Consider the following 17345-nt stretch of genomic DNA (forward strand, 5'->3'; position numbering starts at 1 on the left):
ATGCCCCTTTCACCCGAGAAGATATGAAATGCAACCGGCAGCCGCCGGTCTCTTGCGCCAGCGTCTCGGGAGGATCTGCCGTGACCGTCAGTCTTGAGCAGTTGCGCCGCTGCCATGTCGCCGTCGACCTGGGAGCAGCCAGGACCCGCGTGTACGTCAAGGGCGCCGGCCTGGTGGTCGACGAGCCCAGCTGCGCCGCCGTCAACACCCGCACCGGCGCGCTCATCGCGGTCGGGTCCTTCGCCGAACGGATGACGGGCCGCACGCCCGACTACATCCGCGTCGTACGCCCCGTCTCCGGCGGGACCGTCGTCGACATCGAGATGGCCCAGCGGATGCTGCGCCACCTGCTCGGCGAGAAGCTGCGCCGCGCCCTGCGCCGCAAGCCCCGGCTGCGGGCCGCCGCCTGCACCCCGCACGACGCCGACCCGCTCGCGCAGCGTGCCGCTGTCGAGACGATGGTCGGGCTCGGCGCGCGGCGCGTCGAACTCGTCGACACCCTGATCGCGGCGGCCGTCGGCTGCGGCCTGCCCGTGGAGCAGCCGACCGCGACGATGATCATGGTGTGCGGCGCCGCCGCCACGCAGGTCGCCGTCCTCTCCCTCGGCTCGATCGTCACCGCCCAGCGGATCCCGGTCGGCGGCGAGGCCATCGACCACGCCGTCGTCCAGCACCTGCGCCACGCGCACGAGCTGATGCTGCCCAGCCAGGCCGTCCGGCCGCTCCAGGTGGCCCTGCACGGCAACGGCATCACCGGCGGGGGCCCCGCCTCCACCCTCATCCACGGCCGCGACGTGGCCACCGGACTGGCCCGCTCCGTCCACGTGGACACCGCCGCCGTCCGGGACGCCATCCACACCCCGCTGACCGCCGTCCTCGACGGCATCGGCAAGGTGCTCCGGGACTGCCCGCCGGACCTGGTCGCCGACCTGACGGACCGGGGGATCATGATGGTGGGAGGCAGCGCCCTGCTGCCCGGCCTGGACCAGATGCTGCGCGACGCCACCGGCATGCCCGTCGCCATCGCGGAACGGCCGGACGTGTGCGCCGTGCTCGGTCTCGGCATGATGCTCGAAGGGAAGATCGCCCCGATGGTCCTCAACCCGCTGGCCGGATGACGAACGCGGCGCCCGAGCCGGCCGATCCCGCGGAACGGGCCAGTCTGCCCGTACTCCTGGAGGCGGCGCTCAGCGTCGGCTCCGAACTGGAGCTGCAGGCCACCCTCCAGCACATCGTGGACTCGGCGACCGAGCTGTGCGCGGCCCGGTACGGAGCGCTCGGGGTCATCGACCCCGAGCGCCTCCGGCTGACCGAGCTGTACACGGCCGGGCTCAGCGAGGCGGAGCGCGCCGCGATCCCCCGGCTGCCCGACGGGCGTACGGGCCTGTTCGGAGCGCTGATCACCGACCCGCGCCCGCTGATGCTGGAGGACCTGTCGGAGGATCCGCGCGCGTCGGGGTTCCCGCCGGGCCATCCCCCCATGCGCAGCTTCCTGGGCGTCCCCATCCGGGTCCACACGGAGGTCTTCGGCAACCTCCACCTCACCGAGAAGCGGGGCGGCGGACCGTTCACGGACGAGGACCTCGTACTGGTCCGGGTCCTGGCCTCCCAGGCGGGCATAGCGATCGGCAACGCCCGGCTGTACGAGACGGCGCGCCGCCGCGAGCGCTGGATCGAGGGTGCCGCCGCGGTCACCACGACCCTGCTGGCCGGCCGCCCGGCCGCCGACGCGCTGATGTGCGTGGCCGAACGGGCCCGGCTGCTCGCGGACGCGGCGGCCGGGGTGGTCCTCCAGCCGACCCCGGAGGGCGGCATGGAGATCGTGGCCGCCTCCACGCACGGGGACCCCGGGGACCTGGTCGGGACGGCGATCGCCCCCGGCTCACCTGTCCTGGTACAACTCCTGGGCGGCGAACCGGTCTTCATAGAGGACTCGGCGACGGACCCCCGGATGACCACGCACGTGCGGGAACGGTTCGGCCCGAGCATGATGCTGCCGCTCCAGAGCGGCGGCCAGCTGATCGGCACCCTGGCCCTGCCGCGCGCCCGCGGCGGGCGCCCGTACGACGCCGTGGACCGGCTGCTGGCCTCGCAGTTCGCCTCCCAGGCCGCGCTGGCCCTCGTACTGGCGGACGCGCAGCACGACCGCGAGCAGCTGGCGATATACGAGGACCGCGACCGGATCGCACGGGACCTGCACGATCTGGTGGTCCAGCGGCTGTTCGCGACGGAGATGATGCTGGAGAGCACGAAGAAGCGGTCGGCGTCCGCGCCGGCCGGGGACACGGTCGGCGACGAACTCGGCCGGGCGGTGGACGAGCTCGACTCCACCATCCAGGAGGTCCGCACCGCCATCTTCGCGCTCCAGCAGCCGCCGAGCGACGCGCCGACGACGTTCCGCGGCCGGGTCCTGCGGGAGACGGGCGGGGCGGCGGTCCTGCTGGGCTTCCAGCCATCGGTCCACTTCACGGGCGCGGTGGACGCCCTGCTCCCGGAGCCGGTGGCGGGCGAACTCCTCTCCGCCCTGCGCGGCGCCCTGGCCGCGGCCCACCGCCGCTCGCAGGCAACGTCGATCGAGGTCGAGGTGGACGCGACCCCGACCCGCGTCCGCCTGACGGTCACCGACGACGGCCGCACGGAGTCGGGAACCCGGGGTACGACGCTGAACTGGGAGTCGGCGCTCTAAGCCGTCGGGCCGTGCGCTCCCTTGAGGGCGATCCGCGTACTGGACTGTGCCACGCCGGCCTCGCGCTTGAGGCGGCGCAGCAGCGCGTCGAGCGCGGCGGGATCGGCGGCCCGGGCCCGTACGAGGTAGTCGTACTCCCCCGTCACGTGCACGACCTCGGTGATCCCGGGAAGCGTGACGACCCGCTCCTCGAACTCCTCGTTGGTGGTGTCCTGGCGCAGGCTCAGATCGATGAAGACCACCAGTCCGCCGCGGGTGTCGGCGGCCGGATCCACGATGACGGTGAACCCGCGGATCACCCCGTCCCGCCGCATCCGGCGCACCCGGTCGGCGGTGGCGTTGGCACTGAGCCCGACGCGGACGCCGAGGTCGCGGTACGAGATCCGCGCATCCTGCTGCAGGATGCCGAGGATTTCCCTGTCGAGGCGGTCCATACCGCGATTCTCGCAGTCGGGGCCGATAAGCGCCGCAGCACCCGATGCCCTTGCGCCCACCCTCGTCGCCATGAACGGATTCCTCTCTCCCGCGTTGTCGGGGGCGGTCGCGGGCCTGGGCGTGGCGATGCCGATGGGCGCGATGAGCGTGCTGCTGCTCCAAGAGGCGATGCGGCACCGCCGCACGGCGATGGCCGCGGCGGCGGGCATCGCGACGGTGGACCTCGCCTACGCGGCCCTGGCCACCGCACTCGGCCCCTGGGTGGCCTCCCACGTCGCCCCGATCGAGGCCTGGATCCGCCTCCTGTCGGCGGCGGTCCTCCTGTCGATGGCCGCCCACGCCCTCCACCGCAGCCGCGCACTTCCGGCCCCTCCGGCGTTCGAGGCGCCGGCAGCACCTCCCGCGGTAGCCGAGGGTGGGCCCGGGTCGGCCAAGGCATATGCGCGGTACGTCGCACTCACCGCCGTGAACCCCACCACCGCCCTCTACTTCGCCGCCCTCACCACCGCCCAGGCCGCCACCCTCACCGCTCCCGCCACCGCCGCCGCCTTCCTGGGCGGCGTCGCCGCCGCATCCCTCCTCTGGCAGCAGACCCTCGTCGCCCTCGGCGCCGCGGCCGGCCGCCGGATCTCCCCCGCCGTCCGCGCCTGGACCTTCCGCCTCGGCCACGGTCTGGTCGCCGCCTACGCCCTCGAACTCGCCTTTCCGTTGCCCTAGAGGGCCCATAGGGTGATCCCGTGACGACGACCCGCCTCTCGGCCCGCGCGGCCATCGCCTCCGTGACCGACCCCGGCAGCTTCGCCGAACTCCCCGCCCCGCACCGGGAGTCCGCCCCGGACGGCCCCCTCACCTGGGCCGGCTACGACGACTCCCGCGCCCGTGCCACCGCACGGACCGGCGAACAGGAGTCCGTCGTCACCGGAACCGCCCTCATCGGCGGCCGCCAAGCCGCCCTGATCTCCTTCGAGTTCGGCTTCCTCGGCGGTTCCCTCGGCGAGCGCACCGGAGACCGGCTCGAAGCCGCGTACACGTACGCTCGCGAACACCGCCTCCCCCTCGTCTCCCTGATCGCCACCGGCGGCTCCCGCATGCAGGAAGGCATGCTCGCGCTGACCCAACTCCAGCGCGTCGCCCGCCAGTCCGCCTCGACCCGGGCCGCCGGGCTCCCGCAGATCGCCGTGCTCCGCGATCCCACCACCGGCGGCGGCTGGGCCACGCTCGGCGCCGGGGCCGACGTCGTGCTCGCGCTGCCGGGTGCGCAGGTCGGCTTCGCGGGCTCCCGGGTACGGCCGGCGGACGCGGACCCGGCGGCGTACACCGCCGAGGGCCAGTACGCCGCCGGGCACGTGGACTCCGTCGTCCCGCCCGCCGAGCTGCCCGCAGCCCTCGCCGACTGGCTGCGCGTCCTGGCCGCGCCCCGCTCCCCCGAACCCGTCGAGCCCCCGGCCGCGCTGGCTGACGTACCGCCCCCGCCGACCGGCTGGGACGCCGTACGGCAGGCCCGCCACCCCGACCGGCCGCGCGCCGAGGCGTACCTGGACGCGTACTTCGCGCTCCGCCTGCCCCTCTCCGGGGACCGGGCGGGCGGCACGGATCCCGGGATGCTGTGCGGATTCGGGCTGCGGGAGGGGCGGGCCGTCGCGTACGCCGCCCAGTGCGGCACCGCCACCCGCCCGGCCGGATACCGTACGGCGGCCCGCGTGATCCGCCTCGCGGACCGCCTCGGGATCCCCGTACTCACCCTGGTGGACACCCCCGGCGCGGCCAACGACGCCGCCGCGGAACACGCCGGTGCCGGAGCCGCCATCGCGGACACCTTCGCGGCGGTCGCGGCGGCCGCGGTCCCGGTGACCACCCTCCTGATCGGTGAGGGGGGTTCGGGCGGAGCCCTCGCGCTGGCCGCGCCGGGGAACACCTGGGTCACCCCGGACAGCTACTTCTCGGTGATCGCCCCCGAACTGGCGGCGGCCATCCTCAAGCGCCCCGCCTCCGAGGCCCCGTCGACGGCGGACCAACTCCGCATCCGCCCGCAGGACCTGGTCGCCCTGGGCGTCGCGCGCGGCGTGGTCGGCCCCGCCTGACCCGACCGCCCGGCGTTGTCAGAGGCATCGGCCAGGATGTCCGTCATGGCAGACGGAATAACCTGGCTGGCGGAACCCCGGTCGATCGCCTTCGGCGGCTACAGCGTGGTCATGGCGCGCGGGCTCACCCCGGAGGAGCTCGTCGGGCGGCTCACGCAGACCGTGCACGGGCCCGAGCACACCGCCGTACCGGTGGGCGACCTCACCGGAGCCGGCCTCCTCGCCCTCCTGGCCGACTACGAGGACATCGGCCTGCGCTACGGCCGCTGCGGCGACTGGTCGTACACGGTCGCGTACGGGGGCTGGATGGGCGAGTTCGGCGACGGCCCGCCGCTCTCCCGTGGTGGCGTGGACATCTGTCACCTGGAGTTCGAGGAGGAGAACGGCAAGCCGGTCCCGCCGCAGTTCGCGTACACCCGCGACGAGGTCCTGCTCAGCGCCTTCAACCTGCACCTGGACGGCTCTTGGGGCTATGCCGGAGTCGACGGCGACCCCGAGACGGCCTCGCGCGTACAGACCGAGCTCACCGCCGCGGGCCTCCCGGCGGACGAGGGCGCCGGCGACGACGCGGACGACAGGGAGGTCCACCGCACCGCCCTCGGCGTGCTGGAGCGCCACTTCGGCCTCTCGCTGCCCCGGGAGGAGATCGTCACCGGCACCCTTCCGGCCGTACTCCTGGAACCGGCCTGACGCCCGCCCCGGACGCCGCCGGGTGTCGCGGGCGCCCCGCGTCACGCCTGCGGCGACCTCGCGTCGTACCGGGCGAACCCGCGCCAGCGCAGGGCCAGCAGGAGCAGCACCAGTACGCACCCGAGCCCGCCGCCCGTGATCGCCACGGCCGGGGAGGTCAGGTCGGCGGTGGTCCCGGCGAGGAAGTCCCCGAGCCGGGGCCCGCCCGCGACGACCACGATGAACACGCCCTGCAGGCGCCCGCGCATCTCGTCCGGGGTCGCGGCCTGCATCATCGTGGAGCGGAACACCATGGAGATGGTGTCGGCCCAGCCCGCCAGGGCCAGGAAGAACAGCCCGAGCCACAGGTTGCGGGTGAGCCCGAAGACGGCGATGGCCAGCCCCCAGGCGGCCACGGAGATCAGGATCGCCAGCCCGTGCCGGCGGATCCGGCCCTGCCAGCCGGAGAACAGCCCGCCCAGCAGCGCCCCGACGGCGGGCGCGGCCACCAGCAGGCCGACGGTCTTGGCGTCGCCGCCGTACCAGAGCACGGCGATGGCCGGGAACAGCGCCTTCGGCTGGGCCAGCACCATGGCGGCCATGTCGGAGAAGAAGGTCATCCGGATGTTCGGCCGGGTGCCGAGGAAGCGCAGTCCGTCCAGTACGGAGGCCCGCCCCCGCTTGCCGCCCTCCCGCTCGGGCAGCATCGCGGGCAGCCGCCACACCGCGTAGAGCGCGGCGCAGAAGGTGACGGCGTCGATCAGGTACGCGGCCTGGTAGCCCCACCAGCCGACGATGAGCCCGCCGAGCACCGGGCCGATCATCGTCCCGGAGGTCATCGTCACCGAGTTCAGCGCGTTGGCGGCGGGCAGCTGCTCGGTCGGCAGCAGCCGCGGGATCATCGCGGAGCGGGCGGGTCCGTTGAGGGCGCCGCAGACCGCCTGGAGCGCGACGACCGTGTACAGCAGCCAGACCCGGTGGTAGCCGAGGAGTGCGGCGCCGGCCAGCGCGATCGACAGGGCCGTCAGGCCGAGGGAGCTGTACAGACCGAGCTTGCGCCGGTCGACGGTGTCGGCGATGGCCCCGCCGTAGAGGCCGAAGACGACGAGCGGGACGAGGGAGAAGAGTCCGACGAGCCCGACCGAGAAGCTGGAGCGGGTGATGTCGTAGACCTGGAGCGAGATCGCGAGGGCGGTCATCGCCTGGCCCATCCAGGAGATGGTGCTGCCGACCCACAGCCGCCGGTAGTCCGGGGACGTGCGCAGCGGGGTCAGGTCCGCGAATATGCGCGTCGGGCGTCGGGCGGGGGTGGGCGTGGGGGTGCTCGTACCGGTCACAGCGGATGATAACCAGCGGGCGTTCGGCGGCCCCAGGCATTAATGGGCCGGGAGCCCTTCCGCATCCCGGCCCGTTCACGCACCCGCACCAGTCGCCCCACCCGGATCCGCGGCCTCAGACCGGGCCGGTGCTTGCCGGTAACTCGCCACTATCACCCGACATTTGACTGAATCGACGTGCGCTCCTCCCCTGCCGTTCAGCTCATGATGAAACGACTCGTATGTCCAGGGAGGCGTAGTGATCGAACCTGGCAACAGCACCACGAGCACCGGCAGCGCGGACAACGGAGTCCACGCCACCCCTCTCACGGCCCCGCTGACCGTAGGTGTCGAGGAGGAGTTCCTCCTCGTCGACGCCCGTACCTTCCGGGTGGTTCCGGCCGCCCCGCTCGTCCTGGCCACCGCCGCGGGCCTGCCCCACGAAGTGCACCCCGAGGGCACCCGCTACCAGGTGGAGATCTCCACCCCCGTCGCCGATTCGGCACCCGTGCTGCGCGCGGAGCTCGCCGCGCTGCGGCGCACCCTCGCCCGGGCGGCCCGCGCCCACGGCTGCCGGCTGCTGGCCGCGCCCTCGCCGGTCGTGGCCGTGGAGGGGCCGCTGCACCTGACCGACGACGAGCCGCGCCAGCGCGAGCAGCACCGCCGCTTCGGCTCGCTGACCGAGACCCTGGTCAGCTGCGGCCGGCACATCCACATCGGCACCCTCGACGTGGACACCGCGGTCGCGGTGTCGAACCGGGTCAGACCATGGCTGCCCACGCTGATCGCGCTGGCCGCCAACTCGCCGTTCTGGGGCGGCCGTGACACGGGTCACGCCAGCTGGCGGGCGATGGCCTGGTCGGGCTGGCCCTCGGCCGGGCTGCCCCCGCACTTCACGTCCACGGCCCACTTCCGCCGCTCGGTGCAGACCCTGCTCAGCTCGGGGGCGGCCCTGGACACGAAGATGGTCTATTGGGACCTGCGCCCGTCCGGGCACTGGCCGACGCTCGAAATCCGGGCGCCCGACATGTCCCCGGACCTCGACACGGCGATCCTCCAGGCCGAGCTGGTCCGCGCCCTGGTGGCCACGGTCCTGCGGGACATCGCGGAGCAGCGTCCCGAACCGGCGCTGCGGGAGGACGTACTGCACCTCGCGCGCTGGCGGGGGGCCCACGACGGACTGGAGGGCTTCGGCCTCGACCCGTACACGGGAGCGGAAATCCCGGCGGCGGACCTGGCCGAGGCCCTGCTGGACCTGGTCGCCCCGGAACTCGCGGCGTCGGGCGATCTCGACCACGCGGCCAAGACCCTGGGAGGCCTCTTGCGCGACGGCTCGGGCGCCCACCGCCAACGCGCGGCTTTCGCCCGCCGCCAGGACCTGAACGACGTACTGCGCCACTTGGCGGACGAGACGGAGAACTTCTAGCCGGCAGCCGGGATCCTCCCGCGCATTGGCCGACGCCGCAGGTGCGGTCGCTTCTGCGCCTGCGGCTCGCAGGAGGACCGGTGGGGCGGCCGCCGGCCCGGGTACGGTGCCGTCCCGGGCCTCGCCCCCATCCGGCTGACTGCGCGGCGGGTCGGTCCACGGGGCCCACGGGCGGCTGGAAGCATGCGTCCATGTCATCCCGGGCAGGCACGGCCGAGAGTTCGGCGAAGTCGCGAGTCGTCCTGGTGACGCTCGCGTCCGGTCAATTCCTGATGGCGCTCGACAGCTCCGTCATGAACGTGTCCATCGCCACGGTGGCCGAGGACGTGGGTACGACCGTGACGGGCATCCAGGGTGCGATCACGGCCTACACCCTCGTGATGGCGATGTTCATGATCCCGGGCGGCAAGGTCGGGGCGCTGATCGGCCGCAGACGCGCGTTCATGATCGGCTGCTGCATCTACGGGGCCGGCTCCCTCACCACGGCGCTCGCACCGAACCTCACCGTGCTGCTGCTGGGCTGGGCGTTCCTGGAGGGAATCGGGGCCTCACTCATCCTGCCCGCGATCGTCGCGCTCGTCGCCGGCAACTTCTCCGTCGAACGCCGCCCCGCCGCCTACGGACTCGTCGTCGCGGCAGGGGCGATCGCGATCGCGGTCGGGCCGCTCATCGGCGGCATCGCGACGACGTACTTCTCCTGGCGGTGGGTCTTCGCCGGAGAGGTCGTGGTGGTGCTCGGCATCCTCCTGCTCGCGCGCCGCGTCGCGGACGCCCCGCCCGGGGAGCGCCGGAGCATCGACTTCACCGGCGCCGTCCTCTCCGCGCTCGGGCTGGGGATCTTCGTCTACGGCGTGCTCCGATCCGACGAATGGGGCTGGTTCCAGCCGAAGCCCGACGCGCCCTCGTGGCTCGGGGTGTCCCTGACGACGTGGCTGATGCTGGCGGGCCTGGCGCTGCTCTGGCTCTTCCTCCGCTGGGAGGCCAAGGTCGTCGGGCGCAGCCGGGATCCGCTCGTCGATCCCGGCATGCTGCAGAACAAGCAGCTCACCGGTGGCCTGACGATGTTCTTCTTCCAGTACCTCGTGCAGATGGGCGTGTTCTTCGTCGTCCCGCTCTACCTGTCCGTCGCCCTGGGCCTGTCGGCACTGGCGACCGGTGTCCGCCTCCTGCCGCTCTCGGTGAGCCTGCTGGCGGCCGCCACCCTGATCCCGCGCTTCCTCCCCGACGTCTCGCCCCGGCGCGTGGTGCGGCTCGGAATCCTCGCGCTGCTCGCGGGGGCGGTGGTCCTGATGGCCGCGCTCGACGCGGACGCCGGCGCGGAAATCGTCACCGTCCCCCTCCTGCTGATCGGGCTCGGCATGGGCGCGCTGGCGTCGCAGCTCGGGTCGGTCACCGTGTCCGCGGTGCCGCAGGCGCAGAGCGCGGAAGTCGGCGGCGTACAGAACGCCGTCACCAACCTCGGCGCCTCGATCGGTACGGCCCTCGCCGGATCGATCATGATCGCCGCGCTCACGTCTTCCTTCCTGACCAGCGTCGGGGCGAATCCGGCGGTCCCGGACAGCGTCACGAGCCAGGCGACCGTCCAGCTCCAGAGCGGCGCGCCGTTCCTGTCCGACGCCCAGCTCAAGACCGCCCTCGACGAAGCCGGCGTGAACGCGGAGGTGTCCCAGGCGGCACTGGACGCGAACGCGGAGGCCAGGCTCGACGGCCTGCGCGCGGCACTGGCCATCCTGGCCCTGGCCGCGCTCATCGCCCTGTTCTTCACCCAGCGGATCCCGTCGGCCCAGCCGCGCTCGCCGGAGCCGTAGCCGCCGGCTGCCCGCGTGCGGCGGCGCGCATGCGGGGGCGGCGCGCATGCGGGGGCCGGGCCGGGCGCGCAGCATGGAAGCACGGCCGCCGGGACCGGGGCGATCACCACGATCGGTGCCTGTCGGGCCCCGGCCTCCGAGCCCCCGTACGCCTGGAGCCCCGTATGTCCCACCGCCTGCTGCCCGGCCCGCCCCGGACCGCCCCCGTAGCCGTCGTGGCCCTCGTGGCGGCCGCCCTCACCGCCGTGCCGAGCGGCGCCGCCCATGCCTTCACCGGTGACAACCACGAGGACATCACCCGGGCCGCACTGCCCTGGGAACCGATCACGCTGACGGCGATGGCCGACGCCCGCGACGGGGCGATCAACGCCAACGACCACCGCCCCTACTTCGACGTCGGCCCCCTGCACTGCGACAACGCCGACTGCCTCGGCCCCCGCTACGCCCCCGACTACCCCCGCACCCGGGACGAGGCCACCACCGGGCTCCTCGCCTGCATCCGCACCTCCGTCACCCGCTTCCGGGGCGCGGTCCGGGCCGCGGACGGCCTCGTGCACGCCGACGGCAAGGTGCGCGCCGACCAGAGCTACCTGTCCTCCCCCTGCGCATGGGACGGGAAGCCCGGGCGGGCCAAATGCGCCGTGCTCGAACAGCTCGGCCGCGGCTGGCACCAGATCGAGGACTTCTACTCGCACTCCAACTGGAGCGACCGGCCCGCCCCCGGCCCGATCGGCCTCGACAACCCGCCGGGCCTGGCGCGTACGGACCTCGCCCCGTTCCTCGACATACGCCGCTACAGCGCCATGAAGGATGCCGACTGGACCCGGGAGGCACGCGAGCGCATCCCCGCGGAACTCGCCACCGGCTGCTACCCCGACGTCGATTCCACCGGCGTCAAATCCGCCGACTGCGCCGGCCGCGTCGCTCACAACCGGGTCCTGAACAAGGACACCGCCGCATCCGCCCGCTCGAAGACGGGCGACAACTTCGGCCGCGCGACGGCCGGAGCGACCGCCGAGATCACCCGCCAGGGGAACGAGTTCAAGGCCGAGCTGCTCACGGCGTACCCCGATCACCGGCGCGGCGCGCAGATGGTCTGCGCGCTCGTCCACGACGACCCGGCCACCGCCTGCCCTGACGTTCCCGGTCTCCCGCCCGACCGGCCTACGCGGACTCAGGAGGTGAGTTCGTAGAGGCTCCTGCTCACGATCCACAGGCCGAGGACGAGGCACGTGACGACGATCGCCGGTTCCTTGTGCAGTTCCAGCCATGTCCGCAGGTTCGTCAGCGCGAGATGTGCCTTCCGCGGTGCGAACACCATGTACAGCTCCATGGCCAGCAGGCAGGACGTGGCCAGGAGGCAGAAGGCGAGCAGCGCCAGGAACGACGCGCTGTGGGACAGGTCTGCCTCCACCACGGTGGTGGCGGCGAGACCGACCATGCCCCAGGGCTGGAGGAGCACGGCGAGCGAGGCCGCGGACCATACGGTGACATCGTCCATTCTGGACGTCTTGGACGCCTTGGCCGTCTTCGGCCTCTTCGGGTCGCGCCGTTGACGGCGCTTTCGCTCGCTGTACACGATCAGTCCCAGCCCGAGGACCAGTTTCACCGCGAGTACGGCGGTGGACGGCGGGGAGCGCGGCGGGGGCGGCTGCCCGTCGGTGAGGAGCAGTACGGCGGCGATCACGGCGATGAGGCAGGCGAGCCAGGCGAGAATGAACGCCAGCCCCTTCCACACCCCGCGGGGGGCCGAGACGACCAGCACGAACGCCGCGGGCGGCAGCGGGTAGAGCGTGATGGCCAGACCGATGATCAACAGGTCGAGCACCATGGCGACGTACCTTCGAACCACTGCGAGAGGCGGAGCCGGCGCGGCCGGCGGAACTGCCGTACGCCCACTCCGCCGCTCCCGCTCATCCCGCCAGGACCTTGGCCTTGGCCTGCTCGAACTCGGCAGCCGAGATGTCGCCCCGGTCCCTGAGATCGGCGAGCTTGGCCAGTTCCTCCGACTGACTCGGGCCTGCGGCGCTCTGTACGTAGGAGCGGAACTCCTCCTCGTTGCGCTGGGCCCGCCGCAGCTCGCGTTCGCCCATCCCGCGCCCCCGCGCGATCACGTACACGAACACTCCCAGGAAGGGCACGATGATGACGAAGATCATCCATCCCGTCTTCGCCCAACCGCTCAAGTCGTCGTCGCGGAAGATGTCGCCGATGATCCGGAAGAGCAGCATGAACCAGAGCACCCAGATGAAGATCAGCATCATGGTCCAGAACATGTTCAGCAGCGGGTAGTCCACTGCCAGGTTGAACAACGACTCCTTCATGGCCGGTCTCCTATCGACTGCGGGCACAGGCGTCGGTCGTGGCGTCAGGCCGCTTGTGGGGCGAAGGGGAACATCTCGTCCGCTCCCGGCTGTACGACGCCGTAACTGCTCTCGGGCACCTCGTTCCAGGCGCCGGGCAAGTCGCCGAGGGGTTCGGACACGATGAGGCGGGTCTCGTCGGACACCTCCTGCAAGAACGCCATATCGGGGTGCAGTTTGCGCAGGGTGTCCACACGGCTGCTGTAGAACAGCGACCGGGACTCGGTCTTGCTGGAGTAGCGGAAGGCCCAGACGCTTTCGCCGTCGGTCACGGCGACCGTCATCTGGAGCGGGAACTCGACCCCGTGCTCCCGGCCGATGCGTTCCACGACTCCCGCCATCCGCGCGACGGCGCCGGGCGGGTCCTGGTCCAGGCCGAAGGTGACCGCGAGGTAGAACATCATCTCGGAGTCCGTCGTTCCCTCGATGTCGTTGAACAGCGCGGGGTCGACGAGCAGGGCGAGTTCACGCCGTATGAGGTGGAAGTCGGCGATGGACCCGTTGTGCATCCACAGCCAGCGGCCGTGCCGGAAGGGGTGGCAGTTCGTCTGCTGCACCGCCGTTCCGGTCGACGCCCGGATGTGGGCGAAGAACAGGGGGGAGCGGACGTGATCCGCGATTTCCCTCAGGTTGCGGTTGTTCCAGGCGGGTCCCACGTCCCGCAGCACCCCCGGAGTACCGCCGTCCTCCGTGTACCACCCGACGCCGAAGCCGTCGCCGTTCGTCGTCTCCACACCCAGTTTGGAGTGCAGGCTCTGGTCGATCAGCGAGTGCGCGGGCTTGTACAGGATCGTGTCGAGCAGAAGAGGCGTTCCCGAGTACGCGAGCCATCGGCACATGAGTGATCACCTGTTCTCGTTCTCCAGCGCGGTCCGGGACTTGCTCGCGCGTCTGGCGGAGGCAGGTGCTCGCCTCGTTTCCTGGGCCGTTCCCCGGCCGAGCCGTGGGTGACGCCGACCGGACCTGCCTACCGGCAGTCCCATGATCCGCCCTCCCCGTGGTGATCGCCACGCGTGCGGGACCGGGGACTCGGCGCACCGGACACCGGCCGCTCCCGGCCGCTCCCGGCCGTTCCTGGAAACGCCAAAGCCGCAAGCCGGAACGTTTCTTCGCCTGCGGTGTGGTCAGAGGGCGGTTCGTGACAGCAGTGCCTACCAGTCCTTGACGACGGCCGCGGCTCCGGCGCTCAGGGTGAGGCTGGCGCCCAGGACCACGACGAGGGTGATCGTGGCGAGGAGGCCGTCGGGGGCGCCGGGGCGGGGGCCCAGGCGGATCGGCACGTCGCCCTGCGGGTCCCGGGTGACCTGGACCGTCGTGCCGATGGCCGGCGCGTGGGCGCCCTTGAGTTCGAGGCGGGGCGTGCCGCCGCCCGGGAGCTTCAGGCCGATTGCCGTGACCTGGTCGTAGACGCCGCCCATGGGGTCGGACGTACGGATCCACCCCGTCACCACAGCCTGTTCGGTCACGCCCTGATCGTGCATCCGCTGGTCCTCGCTCATGCCGGAGCGCAGGATGAACAGCAAGATCCACGAGATGTTCAGGACCATCAGCACCAGTGCGAAGGAAGCGGCTTCCTTGACCAGGAACAGGAAGAGCACCCAGTGGGTGGCGCCGATGACGATGAACAGCAGGGCCGCCCACGGGCCGGGGCTCCCCTCCCACATGGCCCACCCGACGTAGTACATCGCCGCAGGGATCCCCACCAGGACCACCGCCGCCCCGCCGAGCCTGGTCGCTTCAGCCATCACGAGCCCCGCCCCCTCCCGCTGCTGCTGCACGACCACCCCCGTGGGCCGTACCCCTGGGGGTACCCCGTACGGGCGGGAGGGAAGCGGGTTGGGCCGCGGGCGTCGTCTTCGCGCGACCCTTCGGCCGCGTGTGCCGCGCCTGCGTCCCCTGGGCGTCCCCTGGAACGCGAAAGGCGGCCCCAAAGGGCCGCCAAGATCACCGTAGCGACTCACGCCGCCAGCAAAGACGCTGGCCAGATCGTTTCTGCACATCTGGTGCGCAGTGGGGCGGGTGGGACTCGAACCCACGGCCGACGGATTATGAGTCCGCTGCTCTAACCGGCTGAGCTACCGCCCCTTCACGGCGTGGCGCGTACATGTGTGCGCGCCGTCTGCCGCAGCATAGCCGCTCATACGATCTCCTGCCTCGGATGCCTCGCATGATCGGCTTCGCCTGCTGAGGGAGACCGTTCTGAGGGCTGCCCGGTTCCAGAACCAGGGCAAAAAGAAAGAGGACCCCGCGTGAGGTCCTCTTCTTTCATGCTCCCCCGACTGGACTCGAACCAGTAACCTGCCGGTTAACAGCCGGCTGCTCTGCCAATTGAGCTACAGGGGACTGCGCTCCCCCGACTGGACTCGAACCAGTAACCTGCCGGTTAACAGCCGGCTGCTCTGCCAATTGAGCTACAGGGGATTGCTGCGGTGCACCGAACAGCCCACCTCCGGCCTTGCTGGAGGGGCGAGCGCCCGTTGCGAGTCATAGATTAGCGCAAGCAGGGGGGTGCTCCGCCAATCGGTATCGCCAGCCGGCCGGGCACCACACGACGAAGGGTGGCAGGCATGCGGTACAAGGTCACGTTCGTGGTCGGACTGGCCCTCGGATACGTCCTCGGAACCCGCGCGGGGCGCGAGCGTTACGAGCAGCTGAAGAAGTCCATGCGCGAGATCGCGCAGAACCCCGCGGTGCGCAATGCCGCCGAGAGCGCCGGGCAGACGGGCCGGGAGTACGCCGGGAAGGCCTACGCCGCCGTGAGCCACAAGGTCGGCGACGCGGTGCCCGCCTCCCTGGCCGGGCGGGTACGGGGACTGCGCGACCGGGCCGGCGGCGGCTCCGAGGATGAATGGGGCACCAGCAACACCTGAACCGCTGGAAACGGGCGGGATCCGGCGCCTCCGGGCGGCGGATCCCGCCCCGGCGTGCGGCAGAATTCTCCGCATGGGGATAGTCGCCGGGCTGGACAGCTCTTCCGCCTTCACTCGCATCGTCGTCTGTGACACCGACACGGGTGCCGTGCTGCGCCAGGGGTACGCCCCGCATCCGCAGCCGACGGGGGATCCCGAGGGCGTCCACCCCCACGAGACCGACCCGCAGGCCTGGCTGCTCTCCCTCGGCGAGGCCGCCGGCGGCGGGCTCCTCGAAGGCGTGCAGGCCATCGGCGTCTCCGCGCAGCAGCACGGGCTGCTGCCCCTGGACCAGCAGGGCGCCCTCGTACGCCCGGCCCTGATCGGCAACGACAAGCGCGGGCAGGTGGCCGCCGCCGACCTGATCGAGGCGCTCGGCGGCCGGCAGGCCTGGGCCGAGGCCGTCGGGTCCGTCCCGCACTCGGCGCAGCCGGTGGCGAAGCTGGCCTGGCTGGCCCGCACCGAGCCGGAGGCGGCCCGCCGGGTGGCCGTACTGATGTCCCCGCACGACTGGCTGGTCTGGCAGCTGCTGGGCCGGCCGGCCCGGCGGACCACCGACCGGGGCGGCGCCTCGGGTACCGGGTACTGGTCGCCGGCCACCGGCTCCTACCGCCCCGACCTGGTCGAGTTGGCGCTCGGGCACACGGCGCTGCTGCCCGAGGTGCTCGGGCCGGCCGAGGCCGCCGGGATGACACCGGAGGGGCTGCTGATCTCCGCCGGCACCGGGGAGACCATGGCCGCCGCGCTCGGTCTGGGCCTCGGCCCCGGCGACGCGGTGGTCTCGCTGGGCGCTTCCGGCTCGGTGATGGCCGTGCACCGCGAGGCGCTGTCGGAGCCGGGCGGGCTGATCACCTCGCTGGCCGACGCCGGCGGCATGCACCTGCCGGTGGTGAACACCTCCAATGCCGTACGGGCGCTGCGCGGCACCGCCGAGCTGCTCGGCACCGACCTGGAGGGGCTGTCCGAGCTCGCGCTGAAGTCGACGCCGGGTGCGCACGGCCTCGTACTCCTGCCGTACCTGGAGGGTGAGCGGACGCCGAACCTGCCGCACACCGCGGGGACCCTGTCCGGGCTGCGGCGGGACTCGATGAAGCCGGAGCACCTGGCGCGGGCCGCGTTCGAGGGCATGCTGTGCGGGCTGGTCGACGCGCTCGACGTGCTGCGTTCGCGCGGGGTGGAGATCCGCCGGGTGTTCCTGCTGGGCGCGGCGGCCGAGCTGCCCGCCGTACAGGCCGCGGCTCCGGGGCTGTTCGGGACGCAGGTCGTCGTACCGGCGCCGGCCGACTACGCGGCGCTGGGCGCGGCGCGCCAGGCCGCCTGGGCGCTCGGGGTGCAACAGGGGACGCTGGCCCCGCACACCCCGCCGGTGTGGCCGGGTCCGGCGGCGCAGGTCTTCGAGCCGGGCGAGGAGTACCCGGCCTGGCAGGCGGTGCGCCAGCAGTACATCGCGACGCGGGAGCAGATCCACCCCGGGGCGTTCCAGGGCTGAGCGGCCGAGCGGCCGAGAAACTGAGCGGCTGAGCGGCCGAGCGGCTGAGCGGCCCGACGCCCGCTCGGGCGCGGGGCCTACTGCCGCTGGAGTAGGCCCGGCGGCCGGTCTACTCCTTTTGACCGGCCTTTGCGAAAACCGGTGGGGATCGGCCGCGCGGTGG

General features: G+C 72.5%; 16 protein-coding genes and 3 tRNA genes. 10 read left to right on the forward strand and 9 right to left on the reverse strand.

Features of this window, described 5'->3' with window-relative positions:
- Window positions 1–80 precede the first annotated feature (80 nt).
- Window positions 81–1118 (forward strand): rod shape-determining protein, encoded by a 1038-nt coding sequence (locus ACIQU4_RS16340; protein WP_403730409.1) that lies wholly within the window; start codon window positions 81–83, stop codon window positions 1116–1118.
- Window positions 1115–2686: a GAF domain-containing protein gene (locus ACIQU4_RS16345; RefSeq protein WP_403730412.1), complete on the forward strand. Its 1572-nt coding sequence runs from the start codon at window positions 1115–1117 to the stop codon at window positions 2684–2686. The genes ACIQU4_RS16340 and ACIQU4_RS16345 overlap by 4 nt, the downstream gene beginning before the upstream one ends.
- On the opposite strand, the gene ACIQU4_RS16350 is transcribed toward ACIQU4_RS16345, so the two are convergent.
- Window positions 2683–3120, reverse strand: coding sequence for an Lrp/AsnC family transcriptional regulator (locus tag ACIQU4_RS16350; RefSeq protein ID WP_403730415.1), 438 nt, complete (start codon window positions 3118–3120; stop codon window positions 2683–2685). The two genes, ACIQU4_RS16345 and ACIQU4_RS16350, sit on opposite strands and share 4 nt — an antisense overlap.
- A 70-nt stretch (window positions 3121–3190) precedes the next feature.
- Here ACIQU4_RS16350 and ACIQU4_RS16355 point away from each other — a divergent pair, with 70 nt between their 5' ends.
- Genes ACIQU4_RS16355 through ACIQU4_RS16365 form a run of 3 tightly spaced genes read left to right on the forward strand, consistent with a single transcriptional unit; the run spans window position 3191 to window position 5892 of the window.
- Window positions 3191–3838 carry a LysE family transporter gene (locus ACIQU4_RS16355; protein ID WP_403730418.1) on the forward strand — a complete coding sequence of 216 codons (648 nt, stop codon included), beginning with the start codon at window positions 3191–3193 and terminating at the stop codon, window positions 3836–3838.
- Window positions 3839–3858: 20 nt separating this feature from the next.
- Window positions 3859–5202 carry a carboxyl transferase domain-containing protein gene (locus ACIQU4_RS16360; RefSeq protein ID WP_403730421.1) on the forward strand — a complete coding sequence of 448 codons (1344 nt, stop codon included), beginning with the start codon at window positions 3859–3861 and terminating at the stop codon, window positions 5200–5202.
- A 45-nt stretch (window positions 5203–5247) separates the two neighbouring features.
- Window positions 5248–5892, forward strand: a complete 645-nt coding sequence (locus tag ACIQU4_RS16365) for a hypothetical protein (RefSeq protein WP_403730424.1) — start codon at window positions 5248–5250, stop codon at window positions 5890–5892.
- A gap of 41 nt (window positions 5893–5933) precedes the next feature.
- On the opposite strand, the gene ACIQU4_RS16370 is transcribed toward ACIQU4_RS16365, so the two are convergent.
- Window positions 5934–7208 carry an MFS transporter gene (locus ACIQU4_RS16370; protein WP_403730426.1) on the reverse strand — a complete coding sequence of 425 codons (1275 nt, stop codon included), beginning with the start codon at window positions 7206–7208 and terminating at the stop codon, window positions 5934–5936.
- Between the two features lie 238 nt (window positions 7209–7446).
- On the opposite strand from ACIQU4_RS16370, the gene ACIQU4_RS16375 reads away from it, so the two are divergent.
- The 3 genes from ACIQU4_RS16375 (at window position 7447) to ACIQU4_RS16385 (ending at window position 11614) form a co-directional block, all read left to right on the forward strand.
- The gene (locus tag ACIQU4_RS16375; protein ID WP_403730428.1) at window positions 7447–8613 is read left to right on the forward strand and encodes a glutamate--cysteine ligase; all 1167 of its coding nucleotides are present in this window, start codon (window positions 7447–7449) and stop codon (window positions 8611–8613) included.
- A 191-nt stretch (window positions 8614–8804) separates the two neighbouring features.
- A complete protein-coding gene (locus tag ACIQU4_RS16380; RefSeq protein ID WP_403730431.1) occupies window positions 8805–10421 on the forward strand; it encodes an MFS transporter in 1617 nt (538 codons plus the stop codon).
- Between the two features lie 164 nt (window positions 10422–10585).
- Window positions 10586–11614: a hypothetical protein gene (locus ACIQU4_RS16385; protein ID WP_403730433.1), complete on the forward strand. Its 1029-nt coding sequence runs from the start codon at window positions 10586–10588 to the stop codon at window positions 11612–11614.
- Here ACIQU4_RS16385 and ACIQU4_RS16390 read toward each other — a convergent pair.
- The 7 genes from ACIQU4_RS16390 to ACIQU4_RS16420 form a co-directional block, all read right to left on the reverse strand.
- Window positions 11596–12252: a GAP family protein gene (locus tag ACIQU4_RS16390; RefSeq protein ID WP_403730436.1), complete on the reverse strand. Its 657-nt coding sequence runs from the start codon at window positions 12250–12252 to the stop codon at window positions 11596–11598. The genes ACIQU4_RS16385 and ACIQU4_RS16390 overlap by 19 nt on opposite strands.
- An 82-nt stretch (window positions 12253–12334) precedes the next feature.
- Window positions 12335–12745 (reverse strand): SHOCT domain-containing protein, encoded by a 411-nt coding sequence (locus ACIQU4_RS16395; protein WP_403730439.1) that lies wholly within the window; start codon window positions 12743–12745, stop codon window positions 12335–12337.
- 44 nt (window positions 12746–12789) lie between these two features.
- Window positions 12790–13623: a class II glutamine amidotransferase gene (locus ACIQU4_RS16400; protein WP_403730441.1), complete on the reverse strand. Its 834-nt coding sequence runs from the start codon at window positions 13621–13623 to the stop codon at window positions 12790–12792.
- Between the two features lie 312 nt (window positions 13624–13935).
- On the reverse strand, window positions 13936–14529 hold the full coding sequence (locus ACIQU4_RS16405; RefSeq protein ID WP_403730443.1) for a hypothetical protein: 594 nt from the start codon (window positions 14527–14529) through the stop codon (window positions 13936–13938).
- 266 nt (window positions 14530–14795) lie between these two features.
- Window positions 14796–14869, reverse strand: a tRNA-Ile gene (locus ACIQU4_RS16410).
- Between the two features lie 185 nt (window positions 14870–15054).
- Window positions 15055–15127: transfer RNA gene (locus ACIQU4_RS16415), tRNA-Asn, on the reverse strand.
- Between the two features lie 5 nt (window positions 15128–15132).
- Window positions 15133–15205: transfer RNA gene (locus ACIQU4_RS16420), tRNA-Asn, on the reverse strand.
- Window positions 15206–15351: 146 nt separating this feature from the next.
- Here ACIQU4_RS16420 and ACIQU4_RS16425 point away from each other — a divergent pair.
- Both ACIQU4_RS16425 and ACIQU4_RS16430 read left to right on the forward strand, forming a co-directional pair.
- Window positions 15352–15654, forward strand: a complete 303-nt coding sequence (locus tag ACIQU4_RS16425; protein ID WP_403730446.1) for a YtxH domain-containing protein — start codon at window positions 15352–15354, stop codon at window positions 15652–15654.
- Window positions 15655–15727: 73 nt separating this feature from the next.
- On the forward strand, window positions 15728–17182 hold the full coding sequence (locus ACIQU4_RS16430) for an FGGY family carbohydrate kinase (protein ID WP_403730448.1): 1455 nt from the start codon (window positions 15728–15730) through the stop codon (window positions 17180–17182).
- Window positions 17183–17345 lie beyond the last annotated feature (163 nt).

This window comes from Streptomyces sp. NPDC090741, assembly GCF_044769045.1.
Classification (GTDB): Bacteria; Actinomycetota; Actinomycetes; order Streptomycetales; family Streptomycetaceae; genus Streptomyces.

Coding starts and splice junctions, on each gene's coding strand:
- ACIQU4_RS16350 (WP_403730415.1), bottom strand. CDS start 3,120: ATGGACCGCCTCGACAGGGAAATCCTCGGCATCCTGCAGCAGGATGCG.
- ACIQU4_RS16400 (WP_403730441.1), bottom strand. CDS start 13,623: ATGTGCCGATGGCTCGCGTACTCGGGAACGCCTCTTCTGCTCGACACG.
- ACIQU4_RS16345 (WP_403730412.1), top strand. CDS start 1,115: ATGACGAACGCGGCGCCCGAGCCGGCCGATCCCGCGGAACGGGCCAGT.
- ACIQU4_RS16380 (WP_403730431.1), top strand. CDS start 8,805: ATGTCATCCCGGGCAGGCACGGCCGAGAGTTCGGCGAAGTCGCGAGTC.
- ACIQU4_RS16385 (WP_403730433.1), top strand. CDS start 10,586: ATGTCCCACCGCCTGCTGCCCGGCCCGCCCCGGACCGCCCCCGTAGCC.
- ACIQU4_RS16425 (WP_403730446.1), top strand. CDS start 15,352: ATGCGGTACAAGGTCACGTTCGTGGTCGGACTGGCCCTCGGATACGTC.
- ACIQU4_RS16395 (WP_403730439.1), bottom strand. CDS start 12,745: ATGAAGGAGTCGTTGTTCAACCTGGCAGTGGACTACCCGCTGCTGAAC.
- ACIQU4_RS16365 (WP_403730424.1), top strand. CDS start 5,248: ATGGCAGACGGAATAACCTGGCTGGCGGAACCCCGGTCGATCGCCTTC.
- ACIQU4_RS16390 (WP_403730436.1), bottom strand. CDS start 12,252: ATGGTGCTCGACCTGTTGATCATCGGTCTGGCCATCACGCTCTACCCG.
- ACIQU4_RS16430 (WP_403730448.1), top strand. CDS start 15,728: ATGGGGATAGTCGCCGGGCTGGACAGCTCTTCCGCCTTCACTCGCATC.
- ACIQU4_RS16405 (WP_403730443.1), bottom strand. CDS start 14,529: ATGGCTGAAGCGACCAGGCTCGGCGGGGCGGCGGTGGTCCTGGTGGGG.
- ACIQU4_RS16355 (WP_403730418.1), top strand. CDS start 3,191: ATGAACGGATTCCTCTCTCCCGCGTTGTCGGGGGCGGTCGCGGGCCTG.